Origin of the sequence: Halalkalibacter alkaliphilus, assembly GCF_023555415.1 — a bacterium.
Lineage (GTDB): Bacteria > Bacillota > Bacilli > Bacillales > Bacillaceae_D > Halalkalibacter > Halalkalibacter alkaliphilus.
On the sequence record NZ_JAKRYL010000018.1, the window covers coordinates 18,967 to 39,864 of the forward strand.

Genomic DNA, 20,898 nt, shown 5'->3' on the forward strand with positions numbered 1-20,898 from the left:
ACTAAAAGGGTTCCAGTACGCGACCTTGATCGTCGACTATTTGGTAATCTAACATCATGTATTTATCATTAAAAAAAGTTTCTTCCTCCATTATTAAGCGAAGATCTATCTCTGTAGATGTTGGAAAGAATGTTACTTTATCATAAAGAATAGTAAGATCATCTCGTTTTTTCGCATCGTTTATGATAAACATTTTATGATTTCCCTGCAATGTAACCGGAAGTTCAACTGACCAAGATCTTCCTTCACGAGGTCGGATCCCTAGCACAAATGAATCTGGTATATGATCGCGAACACTTATATTAAAAGTGCCTGCATAAAGGCCTTGTTCAATTTTTCTTACATTTCCTCCCATGCCTACGTTTCCAATATAGCTTCCATCAATTAATATTTCAAAATCTTGTAGATAATAAGGTCTTTCTTCCGTTTCTATTGTTTCCATTACATAACCTATATGAATTTCACCACCATCATATAGTGTTTCAGTAAATGTAATCACTTGACCATCGACTTCAATTTGCTCTCCAAGTTCTGTTGTTAGACCTTCTTGTGTCCCTTTTTTTACACCTTTGTCGCCAACAAATTCAAATGCAGAGCCAAAGAACGGGAGACTTTTCATTGTGTTAGCAAAAGCTGGTGAGAGAAAGGAAGCTCCGAAAGAAATCGAAAGGATAACTATTGCAGCAGTTAATGCAATAAAATATTTCGATCTTTTCTTTCTACGAGGTAATTGTTGAAGTGTTCGTTCAATACGCTCATCGACACTTTTTGAGAGGGGGGGGTTAACGTCTTCTTTTAATTGTTTTTCCCATTTTTCCATGTCGAAACCTCCTCATGTTTTGTTAGCTCTTCCCGCATTTTTTCTCTTGCGCGACGTAACCTTGTTTTGATCGTATTCTCGGGTACTTCAAAGATAAGTGACAATTCATGAATGGAAATGTCGTCGAGATGATAGAGCTTAAGCAGTTGCTTTTGCTCTTTTGGAAGAGAGTCGAGCATTTGTTCAAGGTCAATTTTTTCATATCCGTGATCCTTTGAATATGGCTCCGTTGATTCTTCTATCGAAACAAGATTCTTCCGATTTCTATTTAACTGATGACACTCATTCATGACAATTCGTACCAACCAAGTTTTGAAATAAGCTGGCTCTCTTAATGTATGAATTTTTTGATAGGCTTTGAGAATGGCTTCTTGAATTGCATCTGCACAGTCTTCATCACGAGATAAAATCGTCTTGGCGACTCAATACATCATAACCTTATACGTCACAATCAGCTTTTCGAAAGAGGAAACATTCCCCTTTTTGGCTTTCTTGATTTCCTTTATATGATCCAATACCTGCGCTCCTTCCCTGGTGTTCTATTTGTTAGATACATAAGTGAGATGTTAGGTTTCACATAAATAAAAAATTTCTTTCTTAAGCTTACTACATAGCTGAAGTTGTACAATAATCAATCTTAAAGAGGGAGTCATTTGAGTTTCTTATTCGCGTTATTTGATTGAGAAATCCTTCCAGCAAATAAATTTCCATGTTACGATCAACATGAAGTATATTTTTTTATAGAGGTGAGTTGAGATGAGAAAAGTTGAGCAGGGTACAAAATTAGATTTAGAAAGAATTGTGTTTATTGGGAGAACATTTGAAGAGTATATGGCGATGTTTCTCCTTTCCAGTGATGAGTTAAAGGGAAAAAAGGTACTTGATTGTCCAGCTGGTGCCTGCTCTTTTACGGCAGTGGGAAATAAGCAAGGGTTGGATATAACTGCTTGTGACATTGCTTATGATCATGCAAGTGAGGACCTAAAAAGTAAAGGGATTAGAGACATTGAATATGCGATCAAGCATATGGAACAAGCGAAGGGGAACTACGTATGGGATTATTTTAACGATGTGAATGCACTAAGAAATCATAGACTAAATGCGTTACATGATTGTTCGGATGACATGAAACAAAATAATGAACGGTATATTCCCGTTACTTTGCCTTTCTTACCATTTCATGATGATGAATTCGACGTTGTGTTGTCTGCACATTTTCTATTTATGTATGGAGATCGCTTAGATTACGAGTTTCATTTAGAAACGGTAAATGAGTTGCTTCGAGTTACTAAAAAGGAAATACGGATTTTTCCTTTAGTAAATTTGGAAGGGAAACGTTATGAACACTTGAATCCTTTAAAAAGAGAACTTGTGGGCAAGGGATATTTTGTTGAAGAGAAAGAAGTCCCTTATGAATTTCAAAAGAATGCAAATTCCATGATGATTATTCATAAAGCGAAACAATAGAAGGGCAGCATTCGCTAACCTTTCTATTGTTTAGATAAAGAGGAATTTTAAAAATGGACAATATGGTTAACCAATTGTGTAAATGGGTTATTAAAGTATAGAAGTTATTTTTTATTAACTTGGGATCCACTTTTCTTTTGGCTTTGTGAACTTGTGTTTCCGATTTGAAATTCATTACCTAATTCAACATCATTTCTTTTATCTTGTTTCTCAATTTGTTCTCTAGTTTGATCCTTGCTTTGTACTCCTTGTTTAGACATTATTGATTCCACCTCGCTTTCGAACGATCATGGTTTTAATATGTGCAATTTAAAAGAAAATAAAAAGACAAATTATTACAGGAAAAACTAATATTTGGACATATGGTGAAATAACAGAGAGGAGGGAGCAATTTAGAAAGATACCGCTCCCTCTCACCAGCTAAAAAAGCCACAGTACTTTGAAAAATGGGTGACATCAATTCTTATAAATGAATGTAAAAGTATTAATCGGAAAACAAAGAAAGTAGTTTATAAGGTTACAGAGCCTGTAGCTGACATGAGCCAAGATAAAACAAGGATTGAATTACTTGATGGTGTTAAGCATTTAAAAGATCAGTACAGATCAGTTATTATTTTAAAATACATAAGTGACTATTCTCAAGAAGAGATAGCTGAACTTCTGCACATACCTATTGGAACAGTTAAGTCTAGATTATTTAGAGGCCTAAAGTTGCTAAGAAAAGAACTACAGAAAGGAGAGTATTATGAGTTGTAAATATTGTGAAAGTCATTTAATCGATTATATCGATAATAAGCTAGATGCGAAAGAATTAAAACAAATGGAAGAACATTTAAATAAAAGTGATGATTGTAGAAGTGAGTATCATGCTATTTTGCAGGTAACTTCCTCTTTAGCACGTGAGAGTCAACACATTAATGTTCCTGCAGATCTAATGGAAGGAGTACGTGAAAAAGGTAAGAGAACGAAGCGTAAACGATTTAGTTTCTACCGGCCAGGGGCATGGGCTGCGGCTATCGTTCTTAGCTTTTTATTTATTAGTACAGCTGTTGCAACGAATGGATTTAATGATGTTCTTGATTGGTGGAAACATATAACTGAAGTGCAACAACAAAGAGTTGATCAAAATATTAATCATGGACTAGGCGAAAGAGTGAATATGGAAGAACTAAGTAACAATGTCAAAGTTACGATTACAGATGTGGTGGCAGATGATCTTCAAACACATATTTATTATGAGATTGAAGACCTTTCAAGAGAACAGCACTATATGTTGGATTATTTTGGTGGGACAAAAATAAGAAGTGCAAATGAGAATTGGAAAGATGATCATTACCAGGAAAACGAGTTACGAAGTCATATGCGCTTATATTCTGAACAAGATTATGTGGTCAAAGGTCGAATTGGGATTACTCCTTTAGCTGTAGAGGAAGGAACGATCTCGCTACAACTTAGTGAGCTTGAAAAAGTTCCATCTCTTTTTGAAGAAGGTAAATCTCAAGAAATCGTACCAATTGAGGAAAGAGAACTGTATGCAGGAGATTGGGAATTTGACATTCCAATAAAAAAACATTCAGCGATTGTTAAAGATCTTAATGTAGAAACAGAAATAGATGGAAAATCTGTAACGTTTTCAAAATTAACAATAGCTCCTACTGTAACAACATTACAATATCAATTTAATAATAGTGGGCGTGATGAACAAATTCTTCAATACCGTATTAAAGGTATTATAGGCGATGGTGTACTATATGAACCTGATAATTTCTCTGTTGGTGGGGCTGGCAGTACTTCATACGGGCCCAGTTACGTTGAAGTCGGCTTTGAATCAATGTATCTTTCACAACCAGATGTCATTCAAATAATGATTGAAGGTTCACATGTAGAAGTAAACGACAACAAACATTTTATATTTGATTTTGATCAAAATGAGACATTTGAATATCTTGATACAACAATTACAATAGAAGATATTGAACTTGGAAATCCTACTACGTTTGAATTAAAAGAGGAATTCCAACCAAATAGGGAGTACGAAAGTTTATTTATTTCATACCTTAATGATAACAATCAACCAGGTTTCGCAAGCTCTAGCAATGGAACTGGTTTTATCATGGATGCGGCTGGAAAAGTATATGATCTTGAAGAGTATTTCTTTAGAATAAAGGAACTCGACCAACCGAGGTTTTTCACAACGGGAAGCTCCGTTACCGTGTATGGTGATGATGATGTTGAGATTGTAAAACCAACAGGGTTTGAAATTAATGGATATACAAAAACAAAGTTCTTTGATCAAGTAGTTGAAATTGACTTAAGGTAGGGGCTAAGGAGGAGAACATCTAGTTGGTGTTCTCCTTTTGATTATGCGCTAAATTAATAAGATACGGAATTTTGAGTTAAGAGATTGAAGTCATAGAGAATGAGTAATATATCAGTTGAATGACTATAATAATTTTTTTCTTAAAGGAGAACCTAAAAAATAAAATATAGTAGGTGTTACTATGAAAAGAATGATTGCATCCTTATTCATTCTCCTAATATTCATTTGCTGCCAACCAGTTCAAGCAGAAGAGGCCGAGCAAGAATTACTTAAGGGTGCTTTTATTGAATCCATGCTTGATCACATTACTGATGCTGTCAATGAACATGGTACTGGCCGCTTATGGTATCGTGGAAACGAAGAAATTATAGAAATTAGAAGACCTGATCCTCATCATATTACCTCATATACTGTTACAATTAGAGTTACTACTGTTGAAGGCGCTCATAATCCACCTTATGCTAAAGAAACGATGAACTTCAAATTGCCTGAAATGAAATTGTTGGATTATAGAGTAGAATGGGTAGATTAAATAAGAATCTTAGAAATCTATCTCCTGAGTAATGGAGCACAGTCCGCCCACACATATCAAGGCGAAAAAGAGAATTTGTGTGCTATTTTTAAACTCATTGATAAAAAAGGGGTGCCAGAAAGTCATTTTTATGATTTCTGGCACCCCCTTTATAGGTTGAAATAATTAGAGTTTACTCCCCTTTTTATACCGAAGGATTCGTCGTAACATTTGTTTATCTCCTAGCATTCGGAATTGAGCAAGCATTGGCCAATAATTCGCTTCAATAATCCATAGCTTACCATTTGAATCTATCCCCATATCAAATCCATACATACGATGTTTTGGGTATTGTTCGGTTAGTATCTTTGTAGCTTCTAATACAATTTTTTCCATATCTGAAATCAAAGTGTCGACTGACATCGTTTGTATAGTAGATTGAGGAATTGCTTCCCGAACATGCATCACCTTACCTTGACTTCGAGAAATATTTGTAACGATATACCCTTTTCCCGCTATTTTTGCCACTTTTCCTGTTATCTTCCATGGTGTAGAAACATTTTTACGTTGAACAATAACCCGAAAGTCGATAGGGCAACCATCAATGGTAGCTAGAGGAATCCGTTGTTGAATAATATAAGGGGTTGTACCCATAAGCTTTTTTAATTTTAACAACGTTTCTTTTTTTCCTAATGCGACTTCTATTTTGTTTTCAATATGAATTTCGTATTTTTCTATCTCACTTGAGGATACCATTATGATCCCTTTTCCTCTTTTACCTTTAACCGGTTTTAAAATTACTTCCTTATATTTGGCAATCATCTCCCACAATGTACTTTCTTTCATCAGACGAGTTTCCGGTAAATGTGGAATTAATAATTCAGACTTTTTCATCCACCTAAATTCTTTCAGTTTATTCTTTTTCATCTCTCCACTTCCTTTCATAGAGACATAGCACAACACTCACCACTTCAAATAGTATTGCCTTCCTCGTCTAACCAATCTGAGATAACGATAGAGCGTTACGGTTTAGGGAAACTAAATTTTATAACTGTAATTTACCCCTGGTTTTCTTTCGATGTCAGGTGGAAAGGTCTTTCGTTTATCCTCAAAGTATTTTGCTCGGTAATCTCCTTCAGAACGTTTGCTAAACGTTAAAAATACCATTCTTCTTGTCGTATCTGTGAGATTGGGACCTGAACGATGTGGGGTATAAGAATCAAAGATAATTATATCTCCTGGTTTCATTTTAAAAGATACCCAATCCCATTTTTCTACGACCTCTTGCGGAAGCTCTTTAAACATTGGGCCTTGTAGCCCTTTTTTATGCTCTCCAAGTACACATTCCAAGCACCCGTTAGCAGGAGTTGCTTCATCGATACAAACAGCCACAGAAATATGCAATGTTTGCCCATAGCCATCCCAACCTGCCTGAGCATCTTGGTGCGGCTTAAAACCTTCCCCACCTGGAAGCTTAAAATTGATTTTGTCTTTAAAAAGAGTGGCAGGCTCTTCAAATAATTGTGAAACGAGCCGAAGCATCCATTCTCCATTTAATAGATTATTTAACTTTTCATGGTATGGTAAGAAATTTTCTACTCTATTTAAAATTCTCGAACCATCTTTTAAACTCTTCTCGTAATATTTCATCCATTTTCCTTTTTCTTCAGGAAGGTTTTGTACTTCATTTACCCAATCGATTAGATTCTGCTTAATTTCTGAGTTGTAAAGCTCTTCACGAGGTAAATAAAGACACCCATCTTGCTTCCATTTTTCAAGGTGTTCTTTTGTAAATTGTTTAAGTTGTATCATTAAGAGTACTCCTTTCATATATAGAAATTATTTATTGATATAGAGATATGGCCACTGATTTTCATTAGAACTATGAAGGACACGTTCTAAAAATATTTTGTTGCTAATCATGTTCAATGCTTCTTCCATCGTAAAATAGCCAATATCTTCACTCTCATCATCAGATTGTAATTGACCCGAAATGGGATTTGCTAAAAATAAGAAATGACAGCTACTTTCTTGTTTAATTTGATAGATTCCAATCAAGTCAATGATTTTTACTTGAATTCCAGTCTCTTCTTCAACTTCTCTTATTGCACCATCTTGTACCGATTCATTGTTGTTAACAAATCCTCCAGGATACTCCCAACCCCTAGTTTTATTTTTGATTAACAATATGTGATCAAACTTATCACGAATAATTGCACCAGCCGACAGTTTATGATAAGGAATCTCCATATACATCCCTCCTTCTTATAGAGATATGTCTTTTTCTTTAATACGCGGGTAAACATCCAAAGTAGCTCTTTTTAAATGTTCCTCATTATCAATCTCACACCAAGCCAAATCTTGAACCTTTTTCATAAAAAAAGGGGAGTGTTTAGCTGTTTGATTGAGTACTTCTTCATAATCAATCATTGGATCATTTTCGAACATCTTCTTCCCTAACTGGCACAAAAGTTTAAAAGAAGGATAGGATATTTTTGAAATACCTACAAATTCACCATCAATTCTTGAAAGAAGTGAGGATTGTTTTTTCATTTTCTTGAATAAGTGGTTGTCGTTTGATTCTATGAAAAATTCATCCCCTGATTGAGATAAATCACTTGCGAGTATTACATCTGGATGTGAATCATCTAATATTTCTCGTAAAGCCCTTTTCTCGTAAATGATGTCAGACTCCAATAATAAAAAATCCTCTTTAATTTGCTCCTTCATCAACAACAACGTATAGAGATTCCCACTAGTAGAAAAGTGACGATTAACAGTAAAATGGGTACCGGGATATTTCTGTTCTAAAAACTTTAGCTTTTCTTCTTTATAGCCTGCTCCAATTTGAATATTTGTGATTCCGGCAGCCAGTAATTTATCTATCGATTCTTCAATAATGGATTTTTTCTCTATAACTAGTAGTCCTTTAGGGATATGTTGAGAAATAGCATTCAACCGTTTCCCTCTTCCAGCGGCTAAAATTACTGCTGTAGTAACCATAAATCACCTTCCTAGTAAAAACATTTTAATAACATTGCTATAAAGTATGAGTGGTTGGTTTACAAGGTGATAGTTCAATCGTTTAATTTAGCGTAAGTAAGGCTTATGTATATAACATGTTAGATTCAGATACCAAATAGCACAAACCCTTCAAAAACCATCATCATATTCTATTGGTATACAAAAGAGTAGGAGGGTTAACTGGTGAATGATTATTCATTAATTGATGTTTACAAACCTAAAGGGTGGAACAAAGTAAAAGTTCTTAAGAATCCTACACCGTATGAATTAATCGGCAGGGGAATGCAAGGTGCTGTATTTAAAATATCAGACAAAAAATGTGTAAAATTATATCCAGATGACGAGCATCGTGTTTGGGAAGAAGAAGTACTGAAAAAAATCCAAAGTTCATCCTATTTCCCTAAAATTTATGAATCAGACAAGAATTATTTAGTAATGGAATATGTTGATGGAATTACGTTAGAAGATTACTTAAAGAAAAAGAAAATAATGCCTGAATCAATTACAAAAGAGATTATAGCAATCCATAAAGAAATGGAACGTTTAAAATTTACTGATCGTGATATCTATTTACGTCATTTTATCGTTATTAACAATGAAAAAATAAAGGTTATCGACCATGTAAAGTCGTTTACAAGAGTTCGACCTCAACCTAAACGTCTAATTAAAGGTTTAAAGAAACTAGGCCTATTAGATAGTTTTTTATTAAGTGTAAAAAAGATAGATTACAAAATGTATAGAAAATGGAGAAAAACGGTTAGTAAATATAGGTAAGAGATGATTTTATCTTAAGTAAAATAGCAAGAATTCAGGGCCGATGTAACTGTTAACCTAAAGTTGAGCAATTAGAAACTAAGTGGACTGTTTAATAGGGAGTTATATGGGGGCAAAAAGACTAAATATAAATTCAAATAAATCAATGGTTGATAAAAATAATATATTTTTAGTTAAATGACTATATTTATGATTAAATAAATATAGTCATTTCGCCGTTAGAAACAATAAAAAAGAAATAAGAAAAAGAGCATTTTTCTGCTCTTCTAAATTGTAAAAGCAAAATGTGATATTACATTTTGCTAAATATTTGTTATTGTAGTATCCGATTCTAAATGAAGTTTTTAGTTAATCTTTTAGAAAAAACGTCGTAAAAGGAGAAGGGAAGTGATTAAGAAGAAGGGAATAAATATCCTTCTAAAGGGGGATGTTCGAAGAAATAATCCTCTTCGTTGATTAACACCATCGATAATACCAGTATGAATTCCACCATAAGCATCTCTAACTTCAACCATCTGTCCTTGATACGCCATTGCCAGCTGATCCATTAAATACGTCACCTCCATTTCAACAGGATACTATACAGTATGTTTTAGTTATATGAATGAGTGGACGAACTTCCAAGTATAAAAATACATTTTTTTTTGAACAGTACATCATTGGTCTACTTCCTCGCTAAAAATAAAATTTAATCCAAAAAAGCTAAAGAAAATAAAATCAATTGTTAGAGGTGGTGTGTGAGGTCGAAGGGTTATTGCTACTCTGTTCAACTAATTCTCTATCATGTTCGTTTTCTAGCTATCTTAAACCCATTATCAACTGTATTAAAGCCTATTCGAGGATGATATTCCATAGCGGACGGTGCAGATAATAGCAACAGCACAACTTCTTCACCGATTTGTTCCTGTATTTAACTTTGTGATGTAACTTACATGCATTGCAAGAAAAAAATGGTAATCTATGTTATCATAAATAGGTTGTTATTTTTGGTAGCAACTCAATTTAGAGAGGAGGGGGCAGGTTATGAGAAGTCTTGCTATTTTACTTACTGTTCTTTCGTTTTTTGCTTTAACGGCATGTGGAACGGAGACGTTTAGTCAAACTGATGTTCTAGGAAAATCAATTGAAGCCGTTGAAGATTTAGAGAGTTATTCAGTGGAAATGGATATGGCAATTAGCATGATGGAAATGGAAACAAACATGACATTATCAGGCGATGTGACACACAATCCAGACGCAATGTATTTAGTGATGAATATGGGCATGCCTGGAATGTCGATGGAAATTGAGGCGTATGCGCTCGAGGAGACTGTTTACATGAGCATGTTCGGCCAATGGATGAAGGTCGAGGCAAGTGAGATGGGCTTAGAAGATTTTGATCAACTGAATGAAGAAGCAATGCGAAAATTATTAGATTTTAGTGAAGAGTTTACAATGGTGGAAGAAAACAATGTGTATGTATTAACCCTTTCTGGTGAAGGGGACGAATACAGCGTTTTAATTGAGGATTATTTGAAATCAGGTATGGGCGAATTCAACGACGATGCTACTAAGGAAGAAATGATGAATGCTATCCAGGTCAATGATTTTAGCATGGAAATTCATATTGATAAAAACACGTTCATGCAAACAACACAAATCTTTAATGCTGATTTACTCATTGAAGAAGACGGCTTTACGATGCCATTAAGCATGAGTGGCACTGTAAAAATGTCCAATGTGAATGGTGTTGCTCCAATCGAAATCCCTGTAGAAGTTAAGGAAAATGCTGTAGAAGAAGATGCGGCATTTTTAGATTTCGATGGAGAAGGACTTGAGCTATTTGGAGAGTATCAAGAATTAAGTATTGAAGAAATACAAGAGATCGTAGAATACCATATTCCAGAAGTACAAGGACTACCTGAAGGATATGAATTAACGGATAGCTTATACGATGAAGCGATGGAAATGGTAATGATCAGTTATGAAAAGGATCTTGATAATAGCTTCCTGTTCTCTGTGATGCCAATAGAAAATGATCCATTTTTCGATCAGGCATTCATCGAAGGAGAAGAAGTGACAGTAAAAGGAAACGAAGCAACTCTTCTCGATATGGGCTTTTTTATAAGTCTTAGTTGGGAACAAGATGGTTTATTGTTTGAATTAGCTGGTAGCGGAGCTGATCTTTCAAGTGAAGTGTTTCTAGAAATGGCTGAGAATTTAGAATAGAGTTTGAATGTCGAGTCTGAATATAATTCAGACTCGATTTTTTTATATAAACTCCAAAGAAAATGTAATTTTAACTAATGACCTCGATAAGTCGTCCGTTCGGTCTATTTATATTTATTTAATAAAACAAATGAAGAAGGTCGTACCCAAAGATAATGAGTAGAGCATATAATCCAATTATGATAGTTAGCCCAGAAAATGCAGCCAAAAAATGATCCGAGCCAGAACCAAATTTCTTTTGTAAAATAATCCATATACCTATACCGAGCAGTAATGGGAGAAAACATATAAAAACATATAAAAACAGTATCCTAACCAACCTTTCAAAATTTGTTGTTATCATTAGATTGTCTTGTTGTACAACTTTTATCCAATTATTTTACTATTGATTAACAAGAGTTTCTTCTACTTATTAACTAAATGACAATTATGGTAAAATGAAAAATAAGGAAAAAAACAACAAATAAGAAGAAGGTAGGTGTCATTTTATGTATGAACAGAAGACTAAAGAAACTGACAATAGTGTTATTGAATTTATTGAAAAAGTCGAGAGTGTCAAAAAACGTCAAGATGCCTATCAATTACTTGAACTATTTACTGAAGCTACAGGATATGAAGCAAAGATGTGGGGGCCGAGTATTATTGGATTTGGCTCCTACCATTATAAGTACGAATCTGGCCATGAAGGCGATGCACCATTAGTAGGATTTTCTCCTCGAAAAGCTAAAATAAGCTTGTATTTTGCAACGGGCGATCAAAAAAGGGAGGCGTTGCTATCTGATTTTGGAAAGCACACAACCGGTAAGGCGTGTGTTTATATAAATAAAGTTGCCGATATCAATACAGATGTTTTGGTTGCGTTGATTAAACAATCTGTAACATTTCTACAAGAGAGGTATCCAGATAGCAAATAAATGATCATTATTCCGAGATATGATTCGTTTAAGGTAAGATTTGTAAGCGTTGGCGTATTATACTGTCTTCTGAAATAGAGTGTATAAAGAATTGGGATAAGTAAAATCTATACACATAATTGCAGCTGAAAAGGAGATAGTACATTATGGCATATGAAATTAAAGACATGATTATTGACGACGGATTCGATGGTGAGGAGTCAGTGACAGCAGCATTTTCTCAAAATAATAAAGATTATAGTATTACTTTTAATAAATCAGACCTTGAAGTCATTAATACGTGGGTTTTTGAAGATGAAACATCTTTGCCAGCCAATTTATCTGACAACCTTATTGAATCAATTAGAGAAGATGTTAAAAAGAGAATCTAAATAATCAATAACAAGCTATATTAAGCGACATTGACGCTGTTTTTTACTCACTGTGAGAGGAGAAACCCATTCCTCTCACGCATTTTTCTTCATGACGTTAAAATATTTCCTTACATATTCTTCAACTGATTGCTTCATTAAATGTGGAAACAATCTAACTTCTCTACGATAACCTTTACACACAAATAAATATACTGATAACTCTCCAACTTTTCCTTGGTTATAAACACTGAGTCTTCTCTGAAACATTTCTTTTTTGACCTGACCTAAATCTTTGCCAATTTGTATGATGACTTGTTCGACGAAATCTATATAAGGTTCATTGAATTTTAATTTTGCATTTCGTAAAAAATGCAGATCTCGTTCAAGTACTTTTCTCACTAATGGCAAATAAATAAATTGATTAGCTAAATGTTCATCATCCTTATCGAACATACATTACCAGCTCCACCATTTTTACTTATATAATACACGAATATATGTTCGTTATACAACTATTTATAAAACAGAAATGAAACGTGCTGCAAATTAGCACGTTTCACTGATTGATCCTTAGACCGCTTTTAAAAATTTGTTTGCTTGATTCTTTTTAATTCTCTTAATATCGAGCTTAATCATAACAGAAACGATTAAAGCAATAATTAACATGATGGTAATGAGAAAGAATGCCGGAGTGTAGCTACCTGTAGCTTCATGAATATAGGACACTGCAATTGGACCGACCACACCAGCTAAAGACCAGGCTGTTAAAATATATCCATGAATTGCTCCTAATTCCTTCGTACCAAATATATCTCCTATAAAAGCCGGGAGAGCAGCAAATCCTCCTCCATACGTTGTCATAATAAGAAAAATTAAGAGCTGAAACAAAATGACATTTGAAACGATAGGAAGAGTTAAAAAAGCAATGATTTGGATTACAAAAAAGATAGAAAAAACAGTAGGCCGTCCTATATAATCGGATACACTTGACCATCCAATCCTGCCTCCACCGTTGAAAATCCCCATAAGTCCGACCATAGAGGCAGCAGATGCAACACTTAACCCGACCATTTCTTGTGATAATGGAGACGCAACAGAAATAATCATGATACCTGAACTAATGTTAATGAAAATCATCGTCCACAGCATCCAGAATCGCTTCGTTTTCACAGCTTCATTTGCAGTAAGTTGAGATAAATCTTCTTTTAATGCGTTTCTGCCATTTTCTTTGATTTCATTTGATCCTTTAGGCAGCCACCCTTTAGGTGGTCGAACAATATAGGATGCACCAGCTAACATTAAAAGAAGGTATGTTGTTCCTAAAATGTAGAAAGTATTCGTAACACCAACACTTTCAATTAATCTGGCTGCGATAGGGCTAGTTACGAGCGCGCCTGCACCGAATCCAAATACAGCTATACCTGTAGCTAATCCTCTTCGGTCAGGGAACCATTTTACTAAAGTCGATACTGGTGAAATGTAGCCCAAACCTAATCCAATTCCTCCAATGACACCATACATAAAAAGAAACAAAGGCAGTGATTGAATTGAAACTGCAAACCCAGCTCCAACCTGACCTAAACTAAATAAAATAGCTGCGATTGTCGCTGATGTACGTGGACCCTTTTTTTCAACTAGGCGACCAAGCGTAGCGGCTGATATTCCTAGGAAGGCAATCGCTAAGGTAAATGCAAGTGTTACTTGAGTACTTTTCCATCCGACAGTTTGTCCTATTGGATTTGAATAAACACTATAGGCATACGCAGATCCAATCGATAAATGAATTGCGACAGCTGATAAGGCAATCAGCCATCTGTTTTTTTTCTTGTTCAATGATGATCACTCACTTTCTAATTGATCTTTTTATAGCCGGATATTGTGCAACGATCGATTTCATCGGAATACTCCTCTCATTAATGATTTGGTATATCCAGCTACCCCATAACTAAGAACCAACGGATACTTTTCTTTTTCATTTTATTAAACTAAAGCAACTCTGTATGTGAAAATAATCACAAATAAGTAAAAGAAGTATTAAAAGTAGATAGTTTAATCTTTATTGGGAATGCGCTAAGGTTATTTGTTTAGGGGAGAGAAGAGGATATTAATGAGAAAAGTAAATTTCACTTTCAGTTAGCTCTTTAAATTAAAAGCCCTCACTAGGAGGGGCTTAATACTGTTACTCTTTTTGATCTTCCAACTCTCTATTTACTTTTGAGATCGTGATACGCTCTTCTCCTGTACTTGGTTGTACCGCATCTTTACTTTTGATCATATTGCGTTTAGACTTTGAACGCTTACTCATTTGATCATCACCTCGTTTTAATTTGTGTATAATACAAGATATATTTTTTGCGTAACTAGTCTCTTTTATGTAATGAACATATCTTCAAGCTTTTATATAGCAATGGTGATGTAGTCACTTTTCTTTTTAGTCCCGGTAACTTTTTACCTTTTTATTTCGTTGTACATAGGGGTGATAAAGATGAGAAAAGTAATGCTTTTAGGATTTCTTCTATTAGTAACAATCATTTCAGCTTGTAGTGTCCACAATGCTGCTCGAAGGGGTGAATTAGCTGAATATGAAGTCACAAATACTCATGCTGAATTGGAAGAAGGAGATTTTATTTATCGGCTAGTTACAGAAAGAGGTGAGTATAATCAAGGAGATCGAGTAACGCTCTATGCAGAATTAGAGTATATAGGTGAAAAGGACGAGGTTACAATTTATCATGCGGCTTCACCGTTCCACTTTCCAATAGTTGAAAAGGTACGTAACTATAAAGTTGATTATTTTATGAATGAACCATTGGTAAGTACAGTTCTAAAAAAAGGGGAGCCTTATCAAGAAGAATATAAGGGGAGTGGTGGTTACAGTTCAGAAGATGATAAACAATATGTAGCCTTTGTGCAAAAAATTGCTGAGAATCAATTCCCAAGTGGATACTATGTGGTGAGCGGATTTGCTGACTTCTTTTTAGCTGATGAGGAAGGTCAAAAGAAAAAAGGGTTTCAGATGAATGCACAAATTGATTTTAAAGTCTTACCGCAGTAATGAAAAATGTAACGTGTAATGGATATCATTGCACGTTTTTTTTGTCCCTATTGATTAGTAAATAAGATTTTAAAATGATTTCTATGTATGAAGGAAGATTCTCATCCTCGCTTCAATTGTAACTGCATGACTGGCTTAACTATATAATCATCTAAAATCAATACTTTTGATGAACACGTATCGTGTTCTTCAAAAATTTGTAAGAAGTCATGATAAAACACTACTAATTTCTCAACGAGCAACACATTTTCTTTATCAAATAATCCTGAACGATTGATTAGTATATTATTGTATTTCTTTACTAAATTTCGCGTTCTTTTAAGTAACTTACGAGCTTCTTTCATTTGAAAAATGTCATGGTGATCGATTAGTGATGAGAGATCACAGATTAGTTTATCTTTCAGTTGTAGGTTGATTCGAGCTACCGAATACGGTTCTTCCTCAAAGATAAAGTGCTTCAGCATTAGTAAATCTGATTCGACTGGAGTATGCAAGAAATTTAAATAGATACGAAGTGTATTGTACGAATCATACATAGGGTTATGCTTTTCGCCGATAAACTGTAATCCGTACAGTTGTAGTGCCGATTCAACTGAAGCGTTCGTTCGTGAAACTCGCTTCGTGAAAATTTCTTGGAAATCAACGTATCGTTTTTCGATCTTTGTAATTGTTGAATTGGGTATTGCATGTTCAGCAGCATCTATTCTTAAACGGTTTAAATCACTAGGCGACCATGAGAAAAACCGTGACTTTTTAATTCCACCTACCCAAGTTAAAAAGTCTTCAAAAACAGTTTTAAAATCATTTGCATTAACTAATTGCTTATCTTCTATTCCTGTTAAATTTTTACAAAAGAGACTTAGTGGTTTCGTTGATGTAGGTTTAATATACTGGTCAAATGTTGATACCTTTTCAGTTTTAAGATCATATTTAACTGCACCAATTCGTATAGCTTCCATTGATTCAAATGTCATACCTTTATCAGAACAGAGCATCTCGAAATCAAAGAAGATATATTGTTTTAATTCCGCCATATTAATTTCCCTCCCTCCAACAGGAAATTATATGGAAGAATAGTAAAAAAGAAAAGGACCAATTGATTCCAGCTACATGGTTTGTATTTGTAAGTTTTAAGTATTCGGTGCATACCCTAGATAAATTCAAATAAAAAGGAAACGCTTACACGAATGTGTAAGCGTTAATGTGTTTAGCGTGAGCCACCTAATTGTTGTTCGGCCATTTGAACAAGGCGTTTTGTTATCTCGCCACCAACTGAACCGTTTGCGCGGGAAGTTGTGTCTGGCCCTAATTGAACACCAAATTCAGAAGCAATCTCATACTTCATTTGATCCAATGCTTGCTGGACACCTGGTACTAATAATTGATTTGAACTGTTATTATTACTTGCCATGTTTAAAACACCTCTTTCTTGTTTTGTAATGATAGTATGTTTGTAAGTTAGAAATCTTATTCTGGTAATATAATCCATTATACGAAACAGGCTCTATAGTAACTTAAATAGTCAGGACACCACCATTTGGCACCTGACTATTAGAAAGGATTATTCAGCTTTTTCCTTCTAGATCTAATTCCTCTAATAAATGATCAATACTTTTATCAAAAGTGAAAAAATAAGGTGTATTATTTTTATCAAAAATCAACAAAAGTGGAGAATCATTAGATGGAATGATAAATATCACTTCACTGACTGAAGTTTGTACCCAATCATTTGTTAGTGATATAGATTGTTCAAGTGGTACTCGGACTAACTTTCCTTTTTGGGGCATAGGTTTGAACTTCTTATAAATATCGTTTATATTTTCAAGGTACATTTCTGTTATTGATAAAATGGATGTATTAACTGGAAGTGTACTTATAATTTTATCATGCTCAATGTCATAAACTTCTACAATATTGTCTTCTTTAGCATGAATGTGTATTGGAATTAGTAACATAATGACTAAGAATACGAAAAAAGCTTTATACAAAGATAGCACCCCTTTCAATGGTAATATAACCAGAGTAAGAACAATTACTCGGATCTTACATTGAAATCATACATGTCTAACATCAGAATTTGGTTGATCTGTATAATTTACAAAAAATTCTACAAATTTAGTTCTGAGTATGGTAAGATGAACCAAAATATTAAAAAGTGGAGGTTTTAGTGTGGATGACTTGGTATTTGCCGTTACCATTCTTGGTAGCTTGGTCATTTTTGGTTGTTTTGCTTGGCTTTTCGCATCATTAGGAAAACGTATCCATTTTGAAGAAAAAGAAGCTAGAAAAGACCTAACATACGAAACAAATCCATTTGCAGGGTCTGCGAAAAATACATACAGGAAGTGGAAGTAAGGTCACAACTGGATTTATAGAGATTGATAAAAGCCTAAACAGTTTTGTTTAGGCTTTTATCGTGCGCAAATTGCTGTAATGTTTTTAATGGTTAAGAACTTATTTTAGGATTAATCGCGCTGCAAAATGGTTTTTCGTTTATAATGATAGGCAAAAGAAAGAGATGTAAAGGATGAATATGAGAAATGAATGTGATAAAGCCAATGAGCTATCTTTATACCTATTCATGCCATGAAGACGAACGAGATTTATGTAACATGGAAATGAGGTCTTTTTTCGGATCGGATACAAATGAATCGATAAAGATAAGCAAAGTGAAAATTGATCCAAGCAGAAGTCCATTTATGAAGGAACGACTTGATATTATCTATAGAGGGAGAACAGTTGAAGAGTTAGCAAAACAAATAGATGGTTTCAAAATAGACGAGTCATTCAAAGTCATCTTTGTGAAAAATCCTTCTCATTCAAATAAGGAGGCTGTTCGCTTTGATATGAGGAGGGAAATAGAGCGTAAAATAGGTATTTTAATAAAAGGCGAAGTGGACCTTATTCATCCAACTGTGTTATTTGGGATTGTGAAAGTAGACGGAGAGTGGATTTTTGGGAGATATTATAAAAGTGAAGCCGTGTGGTTACAGCAACAAAATAAGCCTCATCAGTATTCAACAGCGTTAAGTACCCGTGTCGCAAGAGCTGTAGTAAATATCGCTGTCCCTAATTCAACTGGGATAAAAGCGATTGATCCTTGCTGTGGAATTGGAACCGTACTAGTAGAGGCTCTATCAATGGGAATTCATATTGTTGGAAGAGATATTAATCCACTTGTGCTGCCTGGTACTCGAGAAAACATCGCTTATTTTGGTTTTCATACAGAAGTAACTCTTGGAGACATAAAAGATGTGACAGAGAGTTATGATGTTGCGATTATTGATATGCCTTATAACCTTTGTTCAGTCATAACATCAGAAGAAAAACTAGAACTGATCCAAAGCGCTCGTACATTTTCAAAAAAAGTAGTGATCGTTACAATAGAGCCCATCGATTCGGTGATTGAAGAGGCTGGCTTTGAGATCGTTGATCGATGTGTTGCAAAAAAAGGCTCATTTTCTAGGGAGATTATTGTTTGTCAGTAACAAATTTAATATTCGAGAATGGCTTTTTTCATTGCGAATAAGGTACTTGACCACATTTTTTGAAAGTAGTTTAGAACAAGCTTTTCATGAGTTCGCTGAACTGATGGGAAGCTTCTTCTTCCATATCAACAGTTTAATGAGCATAACGGTTCTGATGGCCATGTTAATGGATTAGAGCGTCTGTTAAAACTGAGCAAAGTAAAAAAGAGCAGGTAGTAACGGATAAACGGGATTAGAGAAGAAATGGAAGTAATCCTTTCCACTTCTTCTTTAGAATAGCGCATATATGTGTCTGTATATACTTACACATAACTAATTAGAATATTTTCTTTTTATCCCGATCCTCTTTTAATATCTCAACAGCTTCTTTAAAACGTTGGGCGTGAACAATTTCTCTTTCTCTTAGAAACCTTAATCCATCATTTAAATCCGGATCGTCTGACATATCAATAATCCATTGATAAGTTGCCCTTGCTTTTTCTTCTGCCGCAATATCTTCGTACAAATCAGCGATTGGATCGCCTTTGGCTTGAATATAGGTTGCAGTCCAGGGGGAGCCTGCTGCATTTTGGTAAAATAAGGCTTTGTCATGATTTACATAGTGATCTGCTAATCCAGCTTCTTTCATTTGTTCAGGAGTAGCATCTTTGGTTAACTTATAAATCATTGTTGCAATCATTTCTAAATGCGCAAATTCTTCCGTACCTATATCTGTTAATAAACCAATTACTTTTTCAGGAATCGTGTACCTTTGATTTAAATAACGTAAAGCAGCTGCTAACTCACCATCTGCGCCACCATACTGTTCAATTAAGTATTTGGCCAAAGTTGGGTTACATGTACTAACTTTCACTGGATATTGCAATTTCTTTTCATAAATCCACAAGAAAACCTACCCCCTCTGATGATGTTATAACTCCCATGGCCAGGGCGACTCGTTCCAATTCCATGGATAGCTGCTATAACTGTTCCCATACTGTTGTAGTGGACCATAAATTTTTTCAATTTCTATTTTTAGTCGTTGTCTGACTTCGGACATTTGATTAAATTGTTGTATTGCATCCATATCATTTGGATGTGTGTCTAGATATAATGTTAAATCGACTAAAACAAAATCAACTGCTTGCAGTTCTTCCATAAGCTTGTAAAACTGAGGTGGCAATTGTTTTTGACTCATGTTGTATAGCCCTCCCTTTTTTCATAAGGACCATAATAGGGATCATAAAAATACTTCCAAAGTGTTCCTTTTTGTAATGCCTCATGAGGAGAAAATTGTGGTAAGTTAGGCGGTTGAAAAGTAAGGTATAAGTTGGGGGCAGTTACAAATGTCTTAACTGTTATCGGTGGGCAAGGGTTAAATGGACTTACATAAGGGTAATATTGTTTTCTAGTTGTGAAATAGTCCATTACAGTACGCCTCCTTAAGTTAATAAACGATCATTTGAAATATATGTAAAATGTGCTTATCCCTTTCCATGAAATTTAAGCGATCAATTTTAGGCAATTTTTAAGCTCATCGTATTCTTTAAAACATTTATTATTTGACTATTGTAAAAAGCACAGTAGTTGAATATGTGTAACATATCAATAGTTACACTTTTCGGAAGCTCCTAAACTAATCCTTCGCAGGGTTTGATCTATGGTATGATCTGCGGTGTCCGAGTGGAAGACATCGAAGAAGCAACGATGCAGAAAATTCGCACAAATGTTTCAATAGAAGTGATTTCACAGGTTTTAAATATAATTCTAAAATATTTATTCAAATTGATTAAAGAGCAGGTGTTGATCATCATTTTTCAACGCTTGCTCTTCTATTTTTATTGTGAAACTCTTCACTTATAGTAACGGTATCAAAAACATAATCGTTTTTAGCTAATAAATCATTTTTGTGAAGTGAAAATCTAGGGAAAAAGACAAGACTCTTTACTTTTAAGATCAATTTCCAAGGTTTGGGAGGATAGGCA

The 20,898-nt window shown here is 34.5% G+C and carries 27 protein-coding genes and 2 pseudogenes; 12 read left to right on the forward strand and 17 right to left on the reverse strand.

Translation table 11 applies throughout. The features are described from left to right. Position 1: 1 nt before the first annotated feature. Together MF646_RS16185 and MF646_RS16190 are read right to left on the reverse strand one after the other, a co-directional pair. Positions 2-820 carry a DUF4179 domain-containing protein gene (locus MF646_RS16185; protein ID WP_250097556.1) on the reverse strand — a complete coding sequence of 273 codons (819 nt, stop codon included), beginning with the start codon at positions 818-820 and terminating at the stop codon, positions 2-4. Next, on the reverse strand, positions 796-1,230 hold the full coding sequence (locus MF646_RS16190) for a sigma-70 family RNA polymerase sigma factor (RefSeq protein ID WP_338035511.1): 435 nt from the start codon (positions 1,228-1,230) through the stop codon (positions 796-798). Before MF646_RS16190 ends, MF646_RS16185 begins: the two co-directional genes overlap by 25 nt. Before the next feature lie 346 nt (positions 1,231-1,576). On the opposite strand from MF646_RS16190, the gene MF646_RS16195 reads away from it, so the two are divergent. Continuing rightward, the gene (locus MF646_RS16195; RefSeq protein WP_250097557.1) at positions 1,577-2,287 is read left to right on the forward strand and encodes an SAM-dependent methyltransferase; all 711 of its coding nucleotides are present in this window, start codon (positions 1,577-1,579) and stop codon (positions 2,285-2,287) included. 104 nt (positions 2,288-2,391) lie between these two features. Here the strand turns inward: MF646_RS16195 and MF646_RS16200 are convergent, their stop codons facing one another. Next, entirely contained in the window at positions 2,392-2,547 is a 156-nt protein-coding gene (locus MF646_RS16200; RefSeq protein ID WP_250097558.1) for a hypothetical protein, read from the reverse strand. A 184-nt stretch (positions 2,548-2,731) separates the two neighbouring features. Here MF646_RS16200 and MF646_RS23510 point away from each other — a divergent pair. The 3 genes and pseudogenes from MF646_RS23510 to MF646_RS16210 form a co-directional block, all read left to right on the forward strand. Further along, positions 2,732-3,043, forward strand: a pseudogene (locus tag MF646_RS23510) (RNA polymerase sigma factor); the annotation flags it as partial. Next, positions 3,033-4,607, forward strand: a complete 1,575-nt coding sequence (locus MF646_RS16205; protein WP_250097559.1) for a DUF4179 domain-containing protein — start codon at positions 3,033-3,035, stop codon at positions 4,605-4,607. The pseudogene MF646_RS23510 and the gene MF646_RS16205, both read left to right, overlap by 11 nt. A 190-nt stretch (positions 4,608-4,797) precedes the next feature. Next, entirely contained in the window at positions 4,798-5,139 is a 342-nt protein-coding gene (locus MF646_RS16210) for a DUF3888 domain-containing protein (protein ID WP_250097560.1), read from the forward strand. Positions 5,140-5,304: 165 nt separating this feature from the next. On the opposite strand, the gene MF646_RS16215 is transcribed toward MF646_RS16210, so the two are convergent. The 4 genes from MF646_RS16215 to MF646_RS16230 all read right to left on the reverse strand — a co-directional run bounded on the left by MF646_RS16215 (position 5,305) and on the right by MF646_RS16230 (position 8,121). Next, entirely contained in the window at positions 5,305-6,045 is a 741-nt protein-coding gene (locus MF646_RS16215) for a YheC/YheD family protein (protein WP_250097561.1), read from the reverse strand. Between the two features lie 111 nt (positions 6,046-6,156). Then, a complete protein-coding gene (locus MF646_RS16220; RefSeq protein ID WP_250097562.1) occupies positions 6,157-6,930 on the reverse strand; it encodes a phytanoyl-CoA dioxygenase family protein in 774 nt (257 codons plus the stop codon). A gap of 27 nt (positions 6,931-6,957) precedes the next feature. Continuing rightward, on the reverse strand, positions 6,958-7,368 hold the full coding sequence (locus MF646_RS16225) for an NUDIX hydrolase (RefSeq protein ID WP_250097563.1): 411 nt from the start codon (positions 7,366-7,368) through the stop codon (positions 6,958-6,960). Between the two features lie 15 nt (positions 7,369-7,383). After that, positions 7,384-8,121 carry a phosphocholine cytidylyltransferase family protein gene (locus tag MF646_RS16230; RefSeq protein ID WP_250097564.1) on the reverse strand — a complete coding sequence of 246 codons (738 nt, stop codon included), beginning with the start codon at positions 8,119-8,121 and terminating at the stop codon, positions 7,384-7,386. Between the two features lie 204 nt (positions 8,122-8,325). Here MF646_RS16230 and MF646_RS16235 point away from each other — a divergent pair, with 204 nt between their 5' ends. Then, positions 8,326-8,916, forward strand: coding sequence for an AarF/UbiB family protein (locus MF646_RS16235; RefSeq protein ID WP_250097565.1), 591 nt, complete (start codon positions 8,326-8,328; stop codon positions 8,914-8,916). Positions 8,917-9,272: 356 nt separating this feature from the next. Here the strand turns inward: MF646_RS16235 and MF646_RS16240 are convergent, their stop codons facing one another. Then, positions 9,273-9,464, reverse strand: coding sequence for a hypothetical protein (locus MF646_RS16240; protein WP_250097566.1), 192 nt, complete (start codon positions 9,462-9,464; stop codon positions 9,273-9,275). A gap of 475 nt (positions 9,465-9,939) precedes the next feature. On the opposite strand from MF646_RS16240, the gene MF646_RS16250 reads away from it, so the two are divergent. The 3 genes from MF646_RS16250 to MF646_RS16260 all read left to right on the forward strand — a co-directional run bounded on the left by MF646_RS16250 (position 9,940) and on the right by MF646_RS16260 (position 12,409). Continuing rightward, positions 9,940-11,124, forward strand: coding sequence for a DUF4367 domain-containing protein (locus MF646_RS16250; protein WP_250097567.1), 1,185 nt, complete (start codon positions 9,940-9,942; stop codon positions 11,122-11,124). 488 nt (positions 11,125-11,612) lie between these two features. Continuing rightward, positions 11,613-12,038, forward strand: coding sequence for a DUF1801 domain-containing protein (locus MF646_RS16255; protein WP_250097568.1), 426 nt, complete (start codon positions 11,613-11,615; stop codon positions 12,036-12,038). A gap of 146 nt (positions 12,039-12,184) precedes the next feature. Continuing rightward, the gene (locus MF646_RS16260) at positions 12,185-12,409 is read left to right on the forward strand and encodes a hypothetical protein (protein WP_250097569.1); all 225 of its coding nucleotides are present in this window, start codon (positions 12,185-12,187) and stop codon (positions 12,407-12,409) included. A 75-nt stretch (positions 12,410-12,484) separates the two neighbouring features. On the opposite strand, the gene MF646_RS16265 is transcribed toward MF646_RS16260, so the two are convergent. The 3 genes from MF646_RS16265 to MF646_RS23305 form a co-directional block, all read right to left on the reverse strand. Continuing rightward, on the reverse strand, positions 12,485-12,844 hold the full coding sequence (locus MF646_RS16265; RefSeq protein WP_250097570.1) for a YhjD family protein: 360 nt from the start codon (positions 12,842-12,844) through the stop codon (positions 12,485-12,487). A 117-nt stretch (positions 12,845-12,961) separates the two neighbouring features. Next, positions 12,962-14,224 carry an L-lactate MFS transporter gene (locus MF646_RS16270; protein WP_250097571.1) on the reverse strand — a complete coding sequence of 421 codons (1,263 nt, stop codon included), beginning with the start codon at positions 14,222-14,224 and terminating at the stop codon, positions 12,962-12,964. A gap of 346 nt (positions 14,225-14,570) precedes the next feature. Continuing rightward, positions 14,571-14,696 carry a hypothetical protein gene (locus tag MF646_RS23305; protein ID WP_275980344.1) on the reverse strand — a complete coding sequence of 42 codons (126 nt, stop codon included), beginning with the start codon at positions 14,694-14,696 and terminating at the stop codon, positions 14,571-14,573. A 180-nt stretch (positions 14,697-14,876) separates the two neighbouring features. Between MF646_RS23305 and MF646_RS16275 the strand changes: the two genes are divergently transcribed. After that, positions 14,877-15,446, forward strand: a complete 570-nt coding sequence (locus tag MF646_RS16275; protein ID WP_250097572.1) for a hypothetical protein — start codon at positions 14,877-14,879, stop codon at positions 15,444-15,446. A gap of 101 nt (positions 15,447-15,547) precedes the next feature. On the opposite strand, the gene MF646_RS16280 is transcribed toward MF646_RS16275, so the two are convergent. The 3 genes from MF646_RS16280 to MF646_RS16290 all read right to left on the reverse strand — a co-directional run bounded on the left by MF646_RS16280 (position 15,548) and on the right by MF646_RS16290 (position 17,434). Beyond that, entirely contained in the window at positions 15,548-16,480 is a 933-nt protein-coding gene (locus tag MF646_RS16280) for a 3'-5' exonuclease (RefSeq protein ID WP_250097573.1), read from the reverse strand. Positions 16,481-16,653: 173 nt separating this feature from the next. Then, on the reverse strand, positions 16,654-16,857 hold the full coding sequence (locus MF646_RS16285; protein ID WP_250097574.1) for an alpha/beta-type small acid-soluble spore protein: 204 nt from the start codon (positions 16,855-16,857) through the stop codon (positions 16,654-16,656). A 154-nt stretch (positions 16,858-17,011) separates the two neighbouring features. Then, positions 17,012-17,434, reverse strand: a complete 423-nt coding sequence (locus MF646_RS16290; RefSeq protein WP_250097575.1) for a hypothetical protein — start codon at positions 17,432-17,434, stop codon at positions 17,012-17,014. 181 nt (positions 17,435-17,615) lie between these two features. On the opposite strand from MF646_RS16290, the gene MF646_RS16295 reads away from it, so the two are divergent. Next, positions 17,616-17,801, forward strand: coding sequence for a hypothetical protein (locus MF646_RS16295; RefSeq protein ID WP_250097576.1), 186 nt, complete (start codon positions 17,616-17,618; stop codon positions 17,799-17,801). A 185-nt stretch (positions 17,802-17,986) separates the two neighbouring features. Further along, positions 17,987-18,934 carry a TRM11 family SAM-dependent methyltransferase gene (locus tag MF646_RS16300; RefSeq protein WP_250097577.1) on the forward strand — a complete coding sequence of 316 codons (948 nt, stop codon included), beginning with the start codon at positions 17,987-17,989 and terminating at the stop codon, positions 18,932-18,934. A 316-nt stretch (positions 18,935-19,250) separates the two neighbouring features. On the opposite strand, the gene cotJC is transcribed toward MF646_RS16300, so the two are convergent. The 3 genes from cotJC to MF646_RS16315 are packed head-to-tail and all read right to left on the reverse strand — an operon-like array spanning position 19,251 to position 20,341. Then, complete coding sequence (gene cotJC, locus MF646_RS16305) at positions 19,251-19,820, reverse strand: spore coat protein CotJC (protein WP_250097578.1); 570 nt, start codon at positions 19,818-19,820, stop codon at positions 19,251-19,253. A 24-nt stretch (positions 19,821-19,844) separates the two neighbouring features. Then, positions 19,845-20,111: a spore coat protein CotJB gene (locus MF646_RS16310; protein ID WP_250097579.1), complete on the reverse strand. Its 267-nt coding sequence runs from the start codon at positions 20,109-20,111 to the stop codon at positions 19,845-19,847. After that, positions 20,108-20,341 (reverse strand): spore coat associated protein CotJA, encoded by a 234-nt coding sequence (locus MF646_RS16315; protein ID WP_250097580.1) that lies wholly within the window; start codon positions 20,339-20,341, stop codon positions 20,108-20,110. Before MF646_RS16315 ends, MF646_RS16310 begins: the two co-directional genes overlap by 4 nt. Positions 20,342-20,531: 190 nt before the next feature. Between MF646_RS16315 and MF646_RS16320 the strand changes: the two are divergent. After that, positions 20,532-20,635, forward strand: a pseudogene (locus MF646_RS16320) (DUF2200 family protein); the annotation flags it as partial. Between the last annotated feature and the right edge of the window lie 263 nt (positions 20,636-20,898).